Here is a 19000-nt window from a genome sequence, read left to right as displayed (position 1 = left end):
GCCCGCATGGCTCCACCCACAACAAGACGTATCCGCAGGGAGGATTTCATGACGACGTTCAAACGCCGCACGCTGCTGGCTGGCGCTGCCGCCGCCGCTCTGGGGGCTCCCGCCCTCGCCCGCGCCCAGGGCGCGGCCGACTGGCCCAAGGGAGCCCTCAAGATCATCGTGCCCTTCCCGCCCGGCGGTTCGACCGATCCGGTGGCGCGCATCATCCAGGCAAAGATGATTGAGAACACCGGCTGGAACATCCTGGTCGACAACAAGCCTGGCGGCACCGGCGCCGTCGGCTCGGCGATCGCCGCCAAGTCGGCGCCCGACGGCCAGACCTGGATGCTGACCTTCGACAGCCACATCCTCAATCCCGCCTTCGCCAGCGGCCTGCCGTACAAGGATTCCGAACTCTTCAACGTGATGCAGATCGGCCGCACGCCGCAGGCGATCTGCGCGCACCCGGACCGCCCCTACAAGACCTTCGCCGAGGTGATCGCCGACGCCAAGGCGCGGCCGGGCAAGGTCAATGTCGGCGTGCTCGGCGCCAGTCAGGCGCTGGTGCTGATGACGCTGATCAAGAAAGAGAACGGCGTCGACCTGAACCTGATCCCCTACAAGGGCGGCGGGCCGCTCAACCAGGACATCCTGGCCGGCGTCACCGACGTCGCCATCGGCAGCCTGACGTCCTTCAGCCCGCATGTCCGCGCGAACAAGGTCCGGGCGCTGGCCGTGACCGGCGAGAAGCGCACGCCGGCTCTGCCCGACACGTCCACGCTCATCGAGCAGGGCGTCAAAGCCTTCCCATCATACTCCTGGTGGGGCGTCTATGCGCCGACCGGCACCCCGCGCCCGATCGTCGACCGCATGCATGCGGAGATCAAGAAGGCCGTGATGGCGCCCGACGTGACGCAGAAGTTCATCGATCAGTTCAACATGGAAATCCTGACGACCTCGCCCGAGGAGTTCGCCGCCTACCAGAAGGCCGAGCAGGAGCGCTGGTTCAAGGTCATCAAGGACAACGACATCAAGGGCGACTAGGCGCCCGCAACATCAAGGGCGACTGCTCGCCCTCGATGCCGCTATCGCGCGGGCCGGTCAGCCGGCCCGTGCGCCGCGCACCAGGCGACCGGGCAGAACTCCGGTCGCCTCGCCGTCGCGATACGTGACCTGCCCGTTCACGACCGTCGCCCGGTAGCCGGTCGCGCGCTGAAGCAGGCGCTTGCCGCCGGCTGGCAGGTCCCACTTCATGACCGGCGCCTCGACCCTCAGTTTGTCGAAGTCGATGACGTTGAGGTCGGCCTTCTTGCCGACCGCCACGACGCCGCGGTCGTTGAGGCCAACGGCCTTGGCGCTGTCGAGCGTCTGGCGCTTCACCAGCCAACTCACGTCGAGCCGGCCGGAGGCGCGATCGCGTCCCCAATGGGACAGGAGATAGGTGGGGAAAGAGCCGTCGGAGATCAGGCCGACATGCGCACCGCCGTCGCCGAGGCCGATCAGCGTGTGCGGGCTCTGCATCATCTCGCTGCAGCAGTCGAGATTGTAGGCCGCATAGTTCGCGAACGGCGCAAAGATGAAGTTCTTGCCCTGGTCCTCGATCAGATAATCGTAGATCAGCTCACGCGGATCTCGGCCCTCACGCGCGGCGCGGGCGCCGAACGAGGTCTCCTGCGGCGGCTCGTAGTTCGGCGGATCACCCAGCGGGAACATGCGGTCGAAGTCGGTGAGGCGCACCGCCATCTCCGAACGCATCGGCTCCTGACTCTCCTTCAGGATGCGCGCGCGGAACGCCGGATCGCGCATGATCGCCAGCCGCTCCTCGACCGACTTGTGCTGGATCTCCTTGTAGGCGGCGCACATCGAGAACGGGATGCGGCTGGCCTGCAGGCCCTGCAGCACGCCGATCGGCCGTGGTGCGACCTGCGCCTTGGCGCTGTGGCCCTTGGCGACCAGGCCCTCGACCAGCCCGAGCAGGCGACGCCAGCCATCGGGCCGAGAATGACGCTGCGCCAGCGACACCGAGAACGGACGGCCCGAAGCCGTCAGCAGCCGGTCGAGCATCTCGAACTCGCTCTCGGGACTGGGCGTGTTGAAGTCCGAGATGAATTCGATGACGCCGCGGCCGGCATCCTTCATGCCGAGCGCGATGCCGAGCAGTTCCTCCTCCGAGGCGCGCAGAGACGGGGTCGGATCGCCCTTCACCGTGCGATGGTTCAGGGTGCGCGAGGTCGAGAAGCCGAGCGCGCCGTCGCGCATGGCCTGCGCGGTCAGCGCGCGCATCTGCGCCACCTCTTCCGTCGTCGCCTCTTCCAGTCGAGCCGCGCGCTCGCCCATCACGAAGACGCGCAGCGCGCCGTGCGGGAGCTGGGCGCCGAGATCCATGTCGCGCGGCCTGGCGTCGAGCGCGTCGAGATATTGGCCGAACGATTCCCACGACCAGTTGAGGCCCTCGTCGAGTGCCGCGCCGGGAATGTCCTCGACGCCCTCCATCAGTTCTATGAGACGCTGGCGATCCTCGATCTTCACCGGCGCGAAGCCGACGCCGCAATTGCCCATCACCGCCGTCGTGACGCCGTGCCAGCTCGACGGCTGCAGGTAGGAATCCCAGGTGGCCTGGCCGTCATAGTGGGTGTGGATGTCGACGAAGCCGGGCGTTACCAGAAGGCCCCTGCCGTCGATCTCCTCAGCACCCTGCCCGCTCACCTTGCCGACGGCGGCAATCCGGCCATCCTTGACCGCCACGTCCGCCTCGCGAATTGCCGCACCCGTGCCGTCAGCCAGGTTGCCGCCGCGTACTACGAGATCGAAATCCGCCACGTTCGCTTCCTCCCGAATTTCGGGAATTGTAACGCAAGTGGCCGTCTAAGAGCGATGAAACAGGGCCGGCTGATCGCCCTGCGATCCGATGATGGCGCCACCTCGTTCTGCGAACCGGCGCCTCATTCGATGGTGATGTTGCCGTCCCGGACGACCTTGCCCCATTTGCCGATCTCTTCGGTGACGAAGGCCGCGAAGCGTACTGTGGGCGCACCACCCGGCGCCGCCCCCTGCTCGAGCCAGACCTTCTTCAGGTCGGCCGCCGCGAATGCCTTTTCGACGGCTGCCTGCATCGCCGAGACAATGGCTGCGTCGGTACCGGCCGGCGCCCACAGCCCATACCACGACAGTGATTCGAAGCCCGCCAACCCGGCTTCGGCGGCCGTCGGAATGTCGGGAAAGGCCGGCGAGCGTTCGGCCGAGAACACCGCCAACGCCCTCGCCTTGCCGCTGCGGATATAAGGCGCCGCACTGCCCAGTCCCTCGAAAACCGCCGTCACTTCGCCACTGATGAGTGCCGCCGTGGCGGGCCCCGAACCCTTGTAGGGAACGTGCGTCATGGTGGTGCCGGTCTTGGCATTGAAAATTTCGCCCGCCAGATGACGGGTGGTGCCAAGGCCGACAGATCCGAAATTCGTCTTTCCCGGATTGGCTTTGCAATAGGCGATGAACTCCTGAAGCGTCTTTGCCGGGATGCCCGGATAGATCACCAGCACGTCGGGCACAGAAGCAACGCTCGTCACCGGCACGAGGTCCTTCTGCAGGTCGTACTGAAGTTGCTTGTACGCGGTGACGGCAACGGCGTGGTGAACCGACCCGAGAAGAAATGTGTAGCCGTCCGGCTTCGCCTTGGCGACGATCGCGGCGCCGACCGTGCCTCCGGCTCCCGCGCGATTGTCGATCACGACCTGTTGACCCAGTTCCTGCGACAGCTTGGCGGCGAACGGCCGGGCGAAGGTATCGGTCCCGCCACCGGGTGCGAAGGGAACGACCAGGGTGATGGTCCGGCTGGGCCAGGCCTGGGCCCGCACCGCGCCGGGTAGAAGCAAGGCTGCGGCGGCCCCCGCCAGTACTGCCCGTCGTGCCGACCCGTTCTTCCTCGTCATCGCTGTCCCTCCCTCGCTATTCCGTCCGCCTATTGGAAGGTCGTGACGGCTTCGTGACGGAAGCTTGCCATGCGCATGCGGCGCTGTCGCCGCACGGTCTAGTATCCTGCGGGCCGCCCACCGAAAGCGGCAGCCTTTTCCAGCGCGGCCGCCGCACGCAGCAGCGTCTCCTCGTCGAAGGCGCGGCCAATCAGCTGCAACCCGAGCGGCAGCCCGTCCTTGTCCATGCCCGCCGGCACCGAAATGCCCGGAAGGCCTGCCATCGAGGCCGGGATGGTGAACATGTCGTTGAGATACATGGTCACCGGATCGTCCATCTTGTCGCCCGCGGCAAAGGCCGCGGTGGGTGCGGTGGGCGTGAGCAGCACGTCGCACTTCTCGAACGCTTCCTTGAAGTCGCGTGCGATCAGGGCCCGGATCTGCTGTGCTTTCTTGTAGTAGGCATCGTAGTAGCCAGCGGACAGCACGTAGGTTCCGATCAGGATGCGCCGGCGCGTTTCCTTGCCGAAGCCGGCCCCGCGGGTGTTCTCGTACAGCTCGGTCAGGTCCTTGCCCGGGACGCGCTGGCCGAATCGCACGCCGTCGTAGCGCGCCAGGTTCGAGGAACATTCCGCCGGGGCCACGATGTAGTAAGCAGGCAGCGCGTACTTGGTGTGCGGCAGCGAAACCTCGACCGGCTCGGCGCCGGCCGCCTTGAGCATGTCCATGCCCGTGGCCCACAGCGCCACAACCTCCTCGGACGTACCGTCGACGCGATACTCCTTGGGGATGCCGACTTTCATGCCCTTGATGCCGGGATCGCGCGCCGCGGCGGCGAAATCGGGCACCGGCAGAGGCGCCGAGGTCGAATCCTTAGGGTCGTGGCCCGACATGGCCTGCAGCATCAGCGCCGTGTCCTCGACGGTGCGGGCAAACGGGCCCGGCTGGTCGAGCGAACTGGCGAAGGCAACGACGCCCCAGCGCGAGCAGCGACCGTAGGTCGGCTTCAGGCCGACGATGCCGCAGAAAGCCGCCGGCTGGCGGATCGAGCCGCCGGTGTCGGTGCCGGTGCTGCCCGGGACCATGTAAGCCGCGACGGCGGCCGCCGAACCACCGGACGAGCCACCCGGAACCAGTTTGCGGTTGTCGCCCTTGCGCTTCCATGGATTCTCGACGCCGCCGAAATGACTGGTCATGTTCGAGGAGCCCATGGCGAATTCGTCGAGGTTGGTCTTGCCGACCATCACCGCGCCAGACTTCCACAGGTTCGCCGTCACCGTGCTCTCGTACTGAGGCACGAAGCCCTTGAGGATCTGCGATGCCGCGGTCGTCTGCACGCCCTCGGTGCAGAACAGGTCCTTGATTGCCAGCGGCACGCCCTCGAGCAACCCCGCCTCGCCCCTCGCGCGACGATCGTCGGAGGCCCTGGCCATCTCGCGGGCCTTGCCCGGCGTCTCGGTGATGAAGGCATTGAGCGCGCGGTGCTCGTCGAGCTTCTTCAGGTGCGCATCCGTCACTTCGACGGCGCTGGCCTCTTTCTTCGCGAGCGTCGCGGAAAGCTGGGCGATGGTGAGATCGGTCAGGGCAGCCATGGCCTACTCCACCACTTTCGGCACGGTGAAGAAGCCGCCGGCGTTCCTGTCCGAGGGATCGACATAGACCGCGCCGCCCGGCGCGTTGGCCAGAACCTTGGCCGCGACGCCACCGTCGGTGACCTTGTCCGCACGCATCGGCAGCGTCACGTCCGAGACCGACGACATCGGCTCGACATTCTTCGTGTCGACCTCGTTCAGTTGCTCGATCCAGGCAAAAATGCCCGAGAGCTCGCCGGCCAACGGCGCAAGTTCTTCATCCGGAACCTTGAGGCGGGCAAGCCGCGCGATACGCGCCACCGTGTCCTTGTCGAGCGACATCCAAACACTCCAAAACCGCTCTAAAACAGCATCTTAGGCGCGGTTGGTAGCGCCTTTGCAACCCAGGAGCAACCAGCCTAGGACGCAGCTTCGGCCTGGTTCACAGCGACGCGCTGTGCGGCAACCTGCTCGACGGCGGCCCGCACCTCGGGACGGCTGGCCAGCAGCTTGTTGAAGTCCCGGCGGTACAGCACCAGCAGGTGGGTGTAGCCGCTCGCCACCACATCGGCGTTGCGTGGCTGGGCGCTGAGCAGGCCCATCTCGCCGAAGAAGTCGCCTTCCTTCAAGGTCACGACGATCGTTCTGGTGTGAACGGTCACCTCGCCCGCCGCGACGAAGTACATGGCATCGGGGGGCCCGCCGACCTTGATGATGGTTTCTCCAGGGAAGGCGACCAGCGCCCGCAGCCGCTTGCCGACCTCGACGATCGTGGGCTTGTCGAGCCCGGCGAACAACGAGACCCGACCGATCATCTCCTGCAGTTCGAGCCCGAGATCGAGCGGCGGACGCTGGCTCACCGCTCCGCGCCGTTCGGCCAGCTTGTCGCGCAGGTCGTTGTAGACCTCGCGGCTGATGATGCCTTCATGCAGGCGACGGATGTATTCCGCGCCCTCGAAGCGAATGGCGGCGCGCTCCAGCTGGCGCTGCTGCACCGATTCCGAATAGCCGGGATATTGCAGCGACAAAGCCTTGAGGGCGCCTTCGACGCCGCGCTGGCGATTGCCGATCACCGCGGCGAGACCTGCCTCCGCGTCGTGTCCCAGAAGGTCTGCGATCGAATTGGCATTGAATGTCATGAGTTCGCTGAGGACGCTGAGCGACACCATCAGGATCTCGAAGCGGTCGGCGAGCCGGTCGGTCAGCATGCGCTCGAAGCCGAAGCGCCGATGCAGCCACAACGCGAAACGGAACCCCCGGTCCGGGCGCGAGATCTCCTCGAGCCACTTCTCGTAACCTTCGACGCCCTTGTCGCGGACCGTGTCGATGAGCCGGTCGGCGTTCGCCGCGAGCACCGCGACCATGCGGCGCGACAGGATCTGTTGCTCGAACAGTTCGAGATACAGCTCCTTCTCCCGCGTGCAGAGGGTCACCAGCCCGATCTTCACCCGCTCGTCGAGATCGAGCGCCAGTTCCGGCGGCACGGGTTCGACCGCGGAATCGCCGGCCGAGGCCGGATCCACAGCGAAGCCGTCGATACGTTCGTTGTGCTGGCGAATGATCTGCTGGAGATGCTTCTCGACGTTGATGCGCGAGAGCGCCAGGACCCGATCGCGCAGTGCCAGTTCCAGGCGGCTGAGCTTGTCCAGCCCGAACAAGTGCATGACCAGACCCAGCGTGGTCGCGTTCACGAACAGTGTGAACAGCACGAACAGCACCGCCGAGATGGCAATGAAGTCGCGTATCGGCTCAGGAAGCCGCTCGTTGCCGGCCGCGACCATGGCCAGCACGATCGTCACCGCGCCCCGCAGGCCGCCCCACACCAGGATCGCCTTGTAGCGGCGGTTCACCGGCTGGACGAGCTTGAAGGTCTCGAGCACCGGCAGCATGCCGAACACGACCAGCGCGCGAGCCGAAAAGGCGCCGATGGCGACGGCGAGAACGCCCCACACGTAGATCCAAGTGATCTTCAGCAGCACGTCGGCGGCAACCATCGAGGCCAGCACGAAGATGAGGCAGTTCGCCCAGAACTCGAGCTGCGCCCAGACCTGTCGCAGCGCGGTCCATTGCCTCGGATGGAGATGCGTCGGCCCGTAGGCCGCGATGGTAAGCGCCGCCATCACGACCGAGACCACGCCGGAGACGTGGATGTAGCGATCCGCGATGATGAAGCTGAGATAGCAGAGGCTTACCGTCACCGAGGCGATGGCCGCATCGGATTCGCCCAGCCGCGGCAGGATCATGATGGCCACGCGCGCCATCGCGAAGCCCAGTACGAGGCCGCCCACGAACTCGCGCAGGAACACGCCGACCGCCGAGGTCGGATCGGCCGGCATGCCGCCCCCATCGGTCGAGGCCCGGGCAACCAGGATGCCCATGAACAGGCCGAATGCGGCGATGGCGACCGCGTCGTTCAGCAGCGATTCGCCTTCCGCCAGGATCGACAGCCTTTTGGGCGCGCCGACATCGCGGAAGATGCCGATTACGGCCGCCGGATCGGTGGTCGAGACCACGGCCCCCAGCAGCAGGCAGACGACGATGTCCAAGCCGGTGGCCAGGTGCACGACGCCTGCGACGCAGGCGATACAGACCAGCACCGCCACGATGGCGAGCAGCAGCACCGCGTGGATCTCGTCCATGAGGCGCCTCACGTCGATCGTGAGGCCAGCGGTAAACAGAAGCGGCGGCAGGAAGAGAGGCAGGAACAGCTCCGTGCCCACCTCCAGTTTGTCGAGGCCGATAAAGGCGTCGGTAAAGACACCCAGGCGGAAGTTGCCGGCGACGATCCACGAGCCCAGGAAGCCCATGCCCATGCCGGCGATGGCCAGCAGGACGGTGTGCGGCAGCCTGAAGCGTTCGGCGAGCGGCACCAGCACGCTGACGACGGTCAGGACCACGGCAATCGCCAGCAGGGCGTAGAGAGTATCTGTCACCTTGTCCGAACACCTCTGCTGCGGGCGCATGTCGACCCGGTCCGTTGCACGCCTTATAACCTTGGCGATGGCCCGGTTGGCAGTCCTGATTCACGGCATGTGGGGAACGTCCGCCGTGTGGCGTCACTGGCGTCCCTTTCTCGAGGGACGCGGCTGGCAAACGACTGCATATGATCTGCGACACCACGACGTGCCCCCGGCCTCGCCGCCGGCCGCCCTCGGTGAAACCAGCCTACACGATTACGTCGCCGATCTCGAAGCCGCCATTCTCGCTCTTCCCGAGAAGCCGGTCGTCATCGGCCATTCGATGGGCGGGCTCATAGCCCTTCTTCTTTGCGCCAAGGGCCTTGCCCGTGCGGGTGTGCTGCTCACCCCGGCTCCCCCGTCGAGCGTGATTGCCCTGCGTCCCTCCAATCTGCTGGCCTTCGCGCGTATCCAGGCGCGCTGGGGCTGGTGGCGAAAGCCGCACCGCGCGACGCTCGGTGAAGCGCTCAGCTACACCTTCAATACGTCCGATCGCGCCACCGGCACGATTGAGCATGCGAGCTTCGTCCATGAATCGGGGCGCGCCCTTCTCGAGATCGGCCTGCCATGGCTCGACAAGAGGAAGGCCGCCTTCGTCGATCCGCGGAAGGTGACAGTGCCGCTGCTTTTCGTTGGCGCAGAGAAAGACAGGCTGGTGCCGCCTGACGTGGTTCGCCGCACGGCAAGCCGATTCGCCCACGTCTCCGACCATGTCGAGTATGAAGGCCAGGGACATTGGGTGCTCGGCCAGCCCGGTTGGGACCGCGTTGCCGACGATGCGGAAACCTGGCTCACGGGGAAGATTGCCTGAATGCCTGTCGTCGAGTTCTCCGAGCTGAAGAGCCTCCTGGTGCGCGACGGCAGGCTGATGGCGCTCGACCTCGGTACCAAGACCATCGGTATCGCCACGTCGGACGTGCTGCGCATGCTGGCGACGCCGCTCACCACCCTGAAGCGCACGAAGCTGGCGGCCGACCTCGCCGCGCTCGACGAACTCGCGCGCAAGCATGAGGTCAAGGCGTTGGCGGTCGGCCTGCCGCTCAACATGGACGGCACCGAGGGGCCGCGCTGCCAGTCGGTGCGCCAGTTCGTGACCAACGTCCAGAACCACGGCGCGCCCGCTCTCGCGGCCCTGCCGATCGTGTTCCAGGACGAGCGTCTCAGCACCGCTGCCGTGACGCGCGGCATGATCGACGACTACGACATGACCCGCTCCAAGCGCGCCGAACGCGTCGACGCCGCGGCAGCGGCCTGGATCCTCGAAAGCGCGATCGCGCGGCTGCGCTAAGGACAGAGCGGCGGCGGCGCTTGTCGCGGCGGCGGCTCGGCATCGAGCGAGCGAAGGAAGGCGACCAGGTCGGCGCTCTGGTCCTTCGTCAGGCCGAGCGGGCGAACGAGAGGTGTGCCGTCGCTATGCAGTCGATCGGGACTGACTTCCGAATAGTGCTTCACCACTTCTTCGAGCGTCAGCACGCTGCCATTGTGCATGTAGGGTCCGCCGCGTCCGACCTGGCGCAGGCCGGGCACGCGGAACTCGCCGAAATTGGTGTGCTGGCGCTGGACGTGCCGGGTGCGCCGCGTGTTGTTGCCGGTCACGTCGTCGTTGTACTTGCCCAGCAGGTTGAACGGGCTCGCCGCAAGACGCCCCAGCCCGCCCAGGCGCCCGGGATCGACCTCGCCCGGCCGCACGAAGAACGGGATGCCGATGTCGCCGAACTCGCCATTGGTGAAGCGCGGACCGAGATGGCAGAGATTGCAGTTGGCCTCGCCGATGAACAGCTTCAGCCCGCGCTGCGCGGACACCGGATAGTGCGCGGCGCGCTCGCGATCTCCCGCGACCAGCGCGTCGCGGAAATCGTCGAACGGCGTACGCGGACTGACCAGAGTCGCCTGGAACGCGGCCAGCACCTTCGCCGTATCGACTAGAAGTCGCTCGTCGTCGGCGCCGGGTTTCTCGCCGAACGCCTTTTCATATCCGCAGGCGAGAGCGGGATCGCCGCGCAGAAGTTCGCCGGGACGCGCCGCGCCGCCATTCATCTCGCGAGAATCGAGCAGCGGACGAATGCTCTGCGCCCACAGCGAGTCGCCTGCGCCGTCCCAGCCGAACCAGTGCAGGTAGCCGATGTTCCACAAGGACGGCGTGCGGCGATCGAGTTCGGCCGTGCCCTTCCCTTTGACCAGTCCGTCGCTCCACTCGCGGCCGGCCTGATGGCAGGTCGCGCAGCTCATGCGACCCTCGCCCGACAGGCGGGGATCGTTGAACAGATGCTCCCCGAGCGCGATCCCGGCCGGCGTGCCCGACACGCGGTTGGACGGATCGCGCACGGGCGGCGGCGGCCAGGGCCCGTGCTGCCCGACGGTCCGGATTTCCTCGGGCGACCAGTCGAGCAGCGGCTGCGCGCGCACGCCACCGGCCCACAGGGCAAGCAGCGGCACCAGCAGCAGGACCCGGGTCACTTGAGGATGATGTCGTGCGTCAGGCGCTCGCTTTCCTCGCCCGCCCGCACGTCGAAGGTGATCTCCCAGCGGCCGGGCATGTGGAACAGCATTCCTTCCGCCCTGAAGCGCCCGTCGCCGTTCGACTTGATGCTCGCCCTGTAGTTCATGAAATGGCGATGATCCGGCATCTGCGCATCGACGGCGATGAGTTCCGCCGGCGCGCCGCTCCGGGTGCAGACGTTGAGGACCAGCGCGAAAGGTTCGCCGACTTCGATTCGCAGCGGGTCGGACCGGAATGCCATCAGGTAGTGGTCCGAGAACACCACCCAGCCCGTTCCCCGGCCGAGATCCATCGGGCAATCCGCCAAAGCCGGCGTCGCCAGGAAGAGCCCCAGCAGCGCGGCCGGCAGCCTCATTGCCCGCCCCCGAAAAGGCGGTCGCCATTCTCGTAGGCAATCTTGCGCGCTACGTCCGGCGGCAGGTCCGAAAGCCATTGCCGCGACCAGCGGGCATTCTCGATCACATAGTGCCAGCGTTCAGGCGTGAAGGTATCGCTGCCCAGCACGAAGCGGTCGGGAAACTCGATGAAGAGTTCGCGCCAGCCGGGCGCCACCTTGCCGTTGGAGACGTGCGCCGTCAGGAAGGCAAGATCGCACCACAGGGTCGGATAGCGGCGCAGCATCTCGCGCACCTTCTCCGGCCGCTCGAATCCCGAGTGAGCCCACAGGACCTTAGCTGCCGGATCCTGCTGGAAATGCCGCGTCACGGCATCGGCGTCGGAATGCGAATGCAGGTAGAGCCCGTACTGCTTCGCCAGTTCGACGACGCGGCGCACGTTGGGCAAGTCGGCGTCCGCGCCGTAGATATGGAACTCTCCGATCGCCCGATACTTGCGCTTCGACAGCAGGTCCTCGAGGTACGGGATCAGCGTCGGGTCCTTGGCCCAGGTCGAGATCTCGCCCCGCGAGCGATAGGGACGAAGCTCGGGCACGATCATGCCCGGCGCCACGTCCTGCAACATCTTGGTGCCCTCGTTGTTCGAGCTCGACACCATGGCGCGCTTGATGCCCGCCTTCTTCAGGATCTCGACCACCTCGTGGGGCGGCACGACCGACCAGGCGTCGTGGCTGTAGTGCATGTGCGCGTCGAAAATCGGCAGTTCGTCGGCTGCTCTCGCGACGGTGGCGGTGGCGATCACGGCGATGACGAGGGAGAGGAAGCGCATGGGGTCCTTCAGCGGCCCGTCTTGAGCGGGCAGGCATAGTTGAAGCTAATCGAGATGCGCTCGCCGGAGAAGTGCGCGGGCGGGACCTCGTGGCGCAGCCAGCTTTCGAAGAGGACAAGATCGCCGTCGTGCGCCGCCACGCTCACGAAGGACCGGTAGGCTTCCGGCGCATCGGCCCGACGCGGCGGCGCGGCCATCTGGTGCGCGAGCCGCGGGTCCTCGAACTTGATCGCGCCCGCTCCCCTCGGCACCGACACGTAGTAGGTGCCGCTCACGAACGAGGTCGGGTGGAGGTGCATGGAGTGCACCGTGCCCGACGGCATGACGTTGGCCCAGCAGTCGGTCATCGCGAGCGTGCGGCCCGCCAGATCGTAGTGAAGGTCGCGCGCGAAGCTCTTCACGTGGCCGTCGATCTTCCGGCGCAGCCGGTCGAACAGCGACGACACGAGGTGCAGCCGGTCGAGCGAACCGTAGGACGTATAGCCGCCGAGGTAGTTCTTCGCCGACCAGCGCTGCCCTGCCCCGTCCGAAACCGCGAGCGACTGGCATTCGTCGGCGAGGTCCTGATTGAAGCGGCGCCAACTGCGGTCGACGAGCGATTCGCGGTAAACGAGGGTCGGAAACAGGGCACGGCTCGGCATGGGAACGATTATCGATGATGAAGTCTCGCCGTGCTATGATTTCCCCATGCTCAGCCACCCGCAAATCGAGGCCTATCGTCGCGAGGGCTATCTGGTGATCCCGCGGCTGATCCAGGGAGAGCAGCTCGCGGAGCTGCGACGCCTGACCGACCAGCTCGTCTCCGAAGCGCGCGGCGTGACCGCCAACGACGATCTCTACGATCTGGAACCCAGCCACAGCGCCACCATGCCCCGCGTGCGTCGGCTGAAGCCCGCCATGTTCAAGCGCCACGCCTTCTTCCGCGACCTCGCGCGCGATCCCGGGATCACGTCGCCGCTGTCGCAGCTCATCGGGCCCGCCATCCGCCTGCACGGCGGCAAGCTCAACATGAAGTCGGCCGGTTACGGATCGCCCGTCGAATGGCACCAGGACTGGGCCTTCTATCCGCACAGTAACGACGACGTGCTGGCGACCGGCATCTATCTCGACGATTGCGACGAGGCCAACGGGCCGCTGATGGTCGTGCCCGGCACGCATCACGGCCCTGTGCACGACCATCATGCCGATGGCCGTTTCTGTGGCGCCTTCGATCCGGAGGCGAGCGGAGTCGACGTCAGCAAGGCCGTGCCGCTGATCGGCACGGCCGGCTCGATGACCATCCATCATGCGCGGCTGGTCCATGGCTCGGCCCTCAATCGCTCCAACCGCCAGCGTCGCCTTCTGCTGCACGAATATGCGGCTGCCGATGCCTGGCCGTTGATGGGTGTCGCGAACTTCGACGAATTCAACAGCCGCATGGTGCTGGGTGAGCCGACCATCGAACCGCGGGTGCGGCCCGCACCCGTGCGCATGCCTCTGCCGCCCGCCGACCATCAAGGGTCGATCTACGAGAACCAGCGCGGATCGGGCCGCCGCTTTTTCCAAACCTATGACGAGCAGGCCGCCGTTGCCGGTTAGCGCCGCCCTGTCGTTCGCTCGGCGCCGGTGATGCTCAAGCGGCGGGGCGCACTGGTCGCCGCCGCATTGCTCGCCGCACGCCCTGCACTCGCCCAGCCAACGACCTGGAACGACTGGCTTGGCACCTATGCCGGCGCCGCCCGCTTTCACCGGTCCATCCCGCTCGAGGACATTTATCCGCCGCCCCAGGCGCCGCGGGAAAATTACGACGACGGCACCCCGTTCGCCCTTCACTTCGCACTGCGCGCCGCCGGAGGAAGCCTCGCCGTCTGGCTGCGGATCGATGGCGGTCCCATGCAAACGGACGAGAGCGGCGAGACGATGGTCTTCGGCCCCGTGACCGATGGCGTGGCGATGCTGAGTTCGGCCGATGCCCGCGCCCTGCCGCGCACGGCCAGTCTCACCGTGCGGCCGAACCAGCTCGGCACGGAAGCATTGTTCACCCATGCCGATGGAAGCTTCTGGCGACGGCACTTCACCGCCACCTTCACGCCGGCCGGCGCCGACGTGATCCTCTGGGTCTTCGATGCGACCGGCACCCGCGCCCGCACCTGGCGTGGATCGACCCTGCGCCGCACCTGATCCGCTCTACCGCGGCCGAGGGCCGACGTAGGTCGACTGCGGCCGGATCAGGCGCCCGCCCTTCTCCTGCTCGAAGACATGGGCGCACCAGCCGGCGGCACGGCCGACGGCGAACAGCGCGGTGAAGGCGCTGCGCGGCACGTCCAGCGCTTCCAGCAGGAGCGCCGTGTAGTATTCGACATTGGTGTCCAGCCGCTGCTTCGGCTTGTGTCTGCGCAGCGAGGCGATGGCGCTGCGCTCGACCTCGACCGCGAAGGCCAACCGGCCCGCGGTCTGCGGCAGCGTCGCCACCGTATTCTTCAGAACGTCGGCGCGCGGATCGCGCTTCTTGTACACGCGATGGCCGAAGCCCATCAGGCGCGTGCCCTTCGCAAAGGCGTCGTCCAGCCACGCCTCGGCACGCTCCGGCGTGCCGATCTCGTCGAACATGTCGAGCACCGGCCCTGGCGCGCCGCCGTGCAACGGCCCCTTCAGCGCACAGAGCGCCGCCAGCACCGAGGAGATCAGCCCGGCCCGGGTCGACGCCACGACACGCGCCGTGAAGGTCGAGGCGTTGAAGCCGTGGTCCGTGACCGTCGCCAGATAGGTATCGAGACCCTTCTCGAATGCTTCGTCGGCGCGCTTGCCGCGGATCATGCGCAGCAGGTCCTGCGCCGTCGTCAGCGTCGGGTCGGGGGCCAGTGCGGACTTCGCTTCGGCCGCGCGCAGGAGGGCCGCCAGGAAGACCGGCAGCGCGCCACAGACCAGATAGTGGTGCGGCATCGGCTCGCTGTCGGCCAGCATGCCAAGCCCGACGCGCAGGCCCTCGACCGGGTTGAGCCCCCTGGTGGCCGTGAGCAGTTTCGGCACCTCGGCGAACGCACGGACGCGGGCCTGCGCCAAGCCCTGGCGAACCGCCTGCTCGTCACCTCCACCCTCGGCGAAGCCTTCCCACAGAAGGGCCGCGACGCCCTCGAAGCCGCGAGTCCTGACCAGATCCTCCACCGCCTGGCCTCGGACGATCAGCCGGCCGGCCTCCCCATCCACTTCGCTCATCACCGTGTCGGCCACGATCACGCCGTCGAGTCCGCTGTCCACCCGCGTCTGCAGCATCGAAAATCCCCTTGTGTTGCGGTCTCAACATTCGGTTCAGCCTATGTATTGTCAATATTGACTGAATTAATCCATAATAAGAAATGGCTACCGACTGGCTGAGTTCGAAGGAAGCGGCGCGACGCCTCGGCGTTTCGGCCGCCACGCTGTACGCTTATGTGAGCCGGGGACTCCTGCGCTCCGAAGGCACGGACGGGCAGCGGGAGCGGCGCTACCGCGCCGACGACGTCGCCCGGCTGAAGCGGCGGCGGGACGTCGGCCGCAAGGCCGAGTCGATCGCCGCCAACGCGCTCGACTTCGGCACGCCGGTCCTGGAATCTTCGCTGACGCTGATCGAGAACGGCCGCCTCTTCTATCGTGGCCAGGAAGCGACGCGGCTCGCCCGCAACAGCTCCCTCGAACAGGTCGCTCAGCTCCTGTGGGATTGCGACGACCGCCCGTTCGCCGCACGCAACCTGCCGCCCCTGTCAGCCGCGCTGCGCAGCGCCTGGCAAGCGGCATCCGCCCTGCCCCCGGTCGATGCCTGCCTCGTTCTCCTGCCGGCCGCGGCGCGCTGGGATCATCCAAGCTGGGTCGAGGATCGCACCGCAATGCTCGAAACCGGCGCACGCATCCTGCGTCTGCTGGCAGCCGCCGTGACCGGCCAACCCCTCTCCGATCGCCCGATCCATGAACAGGTCGCCACCGCCTGGAACGTGCCTCCGGAACAGGCGACGCTCATCCGCGCCGCGCTCGTCCTTTCGGCCGACCACGAATTCAACGCCTCGGCCTTCGCTGCCCGCGTCGTCGCCTCGACCGGCGCCAACCTCTACGCCTCGACGATGGCCGGTCTGGTGGCGATCAACGGCCCGCGGCACGGCGGACTGACGCGACGCGTCGCGAGCCTCCTCGCCGACCTCAGGCAGGTGACCGACATCGACGCCGATCTCGCCCGCCGGGTGCGCGAGCGCATCTACATTCCGGGCTTCGGCCACCAGCTCTACCCCGATGGCGACGTCCGGGCGGTTGCGCTGTTCGCCATGATGCGCGAACTCGTGCCCGGCGCCGCCGAACTCGCCTTCGCGGAGCGCGTGGCGGCCGCGGTGGAGCAGCAGATCGACCGCAAGCCCAATGTCGATTTCGCGACCGTCACCCTGGAGCGCGTGCTCGGCCTGCCAAAGGATTCGGCGCTGGCTCTCTTCCTGCTCGGGCGCACCGTCGGATGGATCGCGCATGCCATCGAGCAGGCTGCACACGGTGCGCTGATCAGACCGCGCGCCCGCTATACCGGGCCGCGTCCGGGCGCCTGACGGTTATCCACCAAAACGCTTCCTTGCGAGCGCGGCATACGCGTGCTTAACGTCGCGCTTTAGTGACAAGTAATCGCGTGGGCGTGCCGAGGTTGCCCCATCTTCTCGGCATCGAAGGTCTTTCGCCCGAAACAATTTCGGGCTTGCTCGACCTATCTGAAACCTACATCGACCAGAACAGGTCCGTCGCCAAACGGCGGGACATGCTGGCCGGTCGTACAATCATCAACCTGTTCTTCGAGAACTCGACGCGCACGCGCACCAGTTTCGAGGTCGCGGCCAAGCGGCTGGGGGCCGACGTCATCAACATGGATGTCGCGACTTCCTCGGTGCGCAAGGGCGAGACGCTGCTCGACACGGCGATGACGCTGAACGCCATGCGCCCCGACGCGATCGTCGTGCGCCATCACGAGTCCGGCGCCGTCAATCTCCTGGCGCAGAAGGTCAACTGCGCCGTCATCAATGCGGGCGACGGCCAGCACGAGCACCCGACGCAGGCGTTGCTCGACGCGGTCACCATCCGGCGACGACGCGGCAGTCTCGAAGGCCTCCTCGTGGCGATCTGCGGCGACATCATGCACAGCCGCGTCGCGCGCTCGAACATCCACCTGCTGCAGATCATGGGCGCCCGCGTGCGCGTGGTCGGCCCGCCGACCCTGATGCCGACCGACGTCCACAAAATGGGCGTCGAGGTGCACTACAGCATGAAGACCGGCCTTAAGGACGTCGACATCGTCATGATGCTGCGGCTGCAGACCGAGCGGATGCAGGGCTCGTTCGTTCCCTCGATCAGCGAGTACTTCCATTTCTTCGGCCTCGACCGGGTCAAGCTGCAGTACGCCAAGCCCGATGCCCTGATCATGCATCCCGGCCCCATGAATCGCGGCGTCGAGATCGACTCGGAAGTCGCCGACGACCTCGACCGGAGCGTTATCCACGAGCAGGTCGAGATGGGCGTCACCGTCCGCATGGCCTGCCTCGATGCCCTGATCGGCGGCAACCGCAACCAGTTCGGAGCCGAGACGTGAGCGGGAAGATCGACAAGACCGCGCCGCCACACGCCGGCTCGACCGCGTACATCAACGCCCGGATCATCGATCCGACCGGAAACACCGAGTATGTCGGCGCCATCCTGATCAGCGACGGCAAGATCGCGGACTTCGGCCCCAACCTCTTCGCGTCGGGTGCACCCTACGGCATCCGGTCGGTCGATTGCCGTGGCCTCTATCTCGCGCCCGGCCTCGTCGACACGCGCGTCCATACCGGCGAGCCCGGCGAGGAGCACAAGGAGACGCTGGAAAGCGCCGGCGCCGCCGCGGCGGTCGGCGGCATCACCTCGATGGTGCTGCTGCCCGACACCGAGCCGCCGTTCGACGACGCTTCGCTTATCGAATTCGTCGCCCGCCGCGCCCGCCAGGTAAAGCTGGCGAACATGTATGCGTATGGCGCGCTGACCGTGGGTCTGGAAGGCAAGGAACTGGCCGAGATCGGCCTCTTGTCGGAGGCTGGAGCCGTGGCTTTCACCGATGCCGATCATGCCGTGGGCAACGCCCAGGTCATGCGTCGTGCGCTCTATTACGCCAAGACGTTCGATGCGCTCATCGTCCACCTGCCGCAGGAGCCCAATCTCTCCGGCGGCACCATGACGAGCGGCGAGATGGCGACGCGGCTTGGCCTGTCCGGCAGTCCGCCGCTCGCCGAGGTGATGATGGTCGAGCGCGACATCAGGCTCGCCGAAATGACCGGCGGCCGCATGCACCTCACGAAGATCTCGACGGCGGAGTCGGTCGAGGTGATTGGCGCCGCCAAGGCGCGCGGACTCAGGATCACCTGCGATACCGCAGCGCCCTACTTCGCGCTGAACGACCTCGCGGTCGGCGACTACCGCACCTTCTGCAAGCTCGTGCCGCCGCTGCGCGCCGAGAAGGATCGACTGGCCATCGTCGAAGGTCTCAAGGACGGCACGATCGACGCCATCGTCTCCGACCACAGGCCGCAGGACCAGGACAGCAAGCGCGTGCCCTTTGCCCAGGCCGAGCCCGGCGGCATCGGGCTCGAGACCCTGCTGCCGATCTCGCTGGAACTGGTGCATGGCGGGCATCTCACCCTGCCGCGCCTCTTCCAGCTCCTGTCGGCGACGCCCGCGTCCTTGTTCGGTTTGCCCGGCGGCAAGCTCGCCAAGGGCGCGCCGGCCGATCTCGTCCTGTTCGACGCCGACTATGCCTGGAAGATCGACCGCACCGGCCTCTGGAGCAAGACCAAGAACACACCCTTCGACGAGCGCCCCGTGCAGGGCCGGGTGATGGCCACGATCGTGGGTGGCCGGACGATCTATCGCGACGACAGCTTCGCGGCGACTGCCGCCGCTGCCTGA

Annotated in this window: 18 protein-coding genes; 8 read left to right on the top strand and 10 right to left on the bottom strand. The window is 66.8% G+C overall.

What is annotated here, in order from left to right:
• The first annotated feature begins 48 nt into the window (after positions 1-48).
• Positions 49-1032 (top strand): Bug family tripartite tricarboxylate transporter substrate binding protein, encoded by a 984-nt coding sequence (locus KQ910_RS17830; protein ID WP_216963193.1) that lies wholly within the window; start codon positions 49-51, stop codon positions 1030-1032.
• A 57-nt stretch (positions 1033-1089) separates the two neighbouring features.
• Here KQ910_RS17830 and KQ910_RS17825 read toward each other — a convergent pair whose 3' ends face one another.
• The 5 genes from KQ910_RS17825 to KQ910_RS17805 form a co-directional block, all read right to left on the bottom strand.
• Positions 1090-2808 carry an N-acyl-D-amino-acid deacylase family protein gene (locus KQ910_RS17825; RefSeq protein WP_216963190.1) on the bottom strand — a complete coding sequence of 573 codons (1719 nt, stop codon included), beginning with the start codon at positions 2806-2808 and terminating at the stop codon, positions 1090-1092.
• A gap of 122 nt (positions 2809-2930) precedes the next feature.
• Positions 2931-3914 (bottom strand): Bug family tripartite tricarboxylate transporter substrate binding protein, encoded by a 984-nt coding sequence (locus KQ910_RS17820; protein WP_216963186.1) that lies wholly within the window; start codon positions 3912-3914, stop codon positions 2931-2933.
• A 98-nt stretch (positions 3915-4012) separates the two neighbouring features.
• Positions 4013-5485: an Asp-tRNA(Asn)/Glu-tRNA(Gln) amidotransferase subunit GatA gene (gene gatA / locus KQ910_RS17815; protein ID WP_216963184.1), complete on the bottom strand. Its 1473-nt coding sequence runs from the start codon at positions 5483-5485 to the stop codon at positions 4013-4015.
• A 3-nt stretch (positions 5486-5488) separates the two neighbouring features.
• Positions 5489-5806 (bottom strand): Asp-tRNA(Asn)/Glu-tRNA(Gln) amidotransferase subunit GatC, encoded by a 318-nt coding sequence (gatC, locus tag KQ910_RS17810; RefSeq protein ID WP_216963182.1) that lies wholly within the window; start codon positions 5804-5806, stop codon positions 5489-5491.
• Positions 5807-5883: 77 nt separating this feature from the next.
• Positions 5884-8397, bottom strand: a complete 2514-nt coding sequence (locus KQ910_RS17805) for a cation:proton antiporter (RefSeq protein WP_216963180.1) — start codon at positions 8395-8397, stop codon at positions 5884-5886.
• Between the two features lie 28 nt (positions 8398-8425).
• Between KQ910_RS17805 and KQ910_RS17800 the strand changes: the two genes are divergently transcribed.
• Positions 8426-9232: an alpha/beta hydrolase gene (locus tag KQ910_RS17800; RefSeq protein ID WP_216963178.1), complete on the top strand. Its 807-nt coding sequence runs from the start codon at positions 8426-8428 to the stop codon at positions 9230-9232.
• The gene (gene ruvX, locus KQ910_RS17795) at positions 9233-9709 is read left to right on the top strand and encodes a Holliday junction resolvase RuvX (protein ID WP_216963176.1); all 477 of its coding nucleotides are present in this window, start codon (positions 9233-9235) and stop codon (positions 9707-9709) included.
• Here the strand turns inward: ruvX and KQ910_RS17790 are convergent.
• From KQ910_RS17790 to KQ910_RS17775, 4 genes are read right to left on the bottom strand one after another with little or no spacing between them, the layout of a single operon-like run.
• Positions 9706-10878 (bottom strand): cytochrome-c peroxidase, encoded by a 1173-nt coding sequence (locus KQ910_RS17790; RefSeq protein WP_216963173.1) that lies wholly within the window; start codon positions 10876-10878, stop codon positions 9706-9708. The genes ruvX and KQ910_RS17790 overlap by 4 nt on opposite strands.
• On the bottom strand, positions 10875-11276 hold the full coding sequence (locus tag KQ910_RS17785) for a FixH family protein (RefSeq protein WP_216963172.1): 402 nt from the start codon (positions 11274-11276) through the stop codon (positions 10875-10877). The genes KQ910_RS17790 and KQ910_RS17785 overlap by 4 nt, the downstream gene beginning before the upstream one ends.
• Complete coding sequence (locus KQ910_RS17780) at positions 11273-12085, bottom strand: amidohydrolase family protein (RefSeq protein ID WP_216963169.1); 813 nt, start codon at positions 12083-12085, stop codon at positions 11273-11275. The genes KQ910_RS17785 and KQ910_RS17780 overlap by 4 nt, the downstream gene beginning before the upstream one ends.
• Before the next feature lie 8 nt (positions 12086-12093).
• Positions 12094-12726, bottom strand: a complete 633-nt coding sequence (locus tag KQ910_RS17775) for a TIGR02466 family protein (RefSeq protein WP_216963166.1) — start codon at positions 12724-12726, stop codon at positions 12094-12096.
• A 46-nt stretch (positions 12727-12772) separates the two neighbouring features.
• Here KQ910_RS17775 and KQ910_RS17770 point away from each other — a divergent pair, with 46 nt between their 5' ends.
• Together KQ910_RS17770 and KQ910_RS17765 are read left to right on the top strand one after the other, a co-directional pair.
• Entirely contained in the window at positions 12773-13663 is an 891-nt protein-coding gene (locus KQ910_RS17770; protein ID WP_216963163.1) for a phytanoyl-CoA dioxygenase family protein, read from the top strand.
• Between the two features lie 30 nt (positions 13664-13693).
• Positions 13694-14245, top strand: coding sequence for a hypothetical protein (locus tag KQ910_RS17765; RefSeq protein ID WP_216963160.1), 552 nt, complete (start codon positions 13694-13696; stop codon positions 14243-14245).
• 6 nt (positions 14246-14251) lie between these two features.
• Here KQ910_RS17765 and KQ910_RS17760 read toward each other — a convergent pair whose 3' ends face one another.
• Complete coding sequence (locus KQ910_RS17760; protein ID WP_216963157.1) at positions 14252-15337, bottom strand: citrate synthase/methylcitrate synthase; 1086 nt, start codon at positions 15335-15337, stop codon at positions 14252-14254.
• 83 nt (positions 15338-15420) lie between these two features.
• Between KQ910_RS17760 and KQ910_RS17755 the strand changes: the two genes are divergently transcribed.
• From KQ910_RS17755 to pyrC, 3 genes are all read left to right on the top strand, one after another.
• Positions 15421-16626: a citrate/2-methylcitrate synthase gene (locus KQ910_RS17755; protein WP_216963154.1), complete on the top strand. Its 1206-nt coding sequence runs from the start codon at positions 15421-15423 to the stop codon at positions 16624-16626.
• A 62-nt stretch (positions 16627-16688) separates the two neighbouring features.
• The gene (locus tag KQ910_RS17750; protein WP_216963152.1) at positions 16689-17654 is read left to right on the top strand and encodes an aspartate carbamoyltransferase catalytic subunit; all 966 of its coding nucleotides are present in this window, start codon (positions 16689-16691) and stop codon (positions 17652-17654) included.
• A complete protein-coding gene (pyrC, locus tag KQ910_RS17745; protein ID WP_216963149.1) occupies positions 17651-19000 on the top strand; it encodes a dihydroorotase in 1350 nt (449 codons plus the stop codon). The genes KQ910_RS17750 and pyrC overlap by 4 nt, the downstream gene beginning before the upstream one ends.

Source organism: Reyranella humidisoli, assembly GCF_019039055.1.
Taxonomy (GTDB): Bacteria; Pseudomonadota; Alphaproteobacteria; order Reyranellales; family Reyranellaceae; genus Reyranella; species Reyranella humidisoli.
The sequence above is the reverse complement of the archived record's forward strand: the minus strand, read 5'-3'. Positions and strand labels throughout refer to the sequence as shown.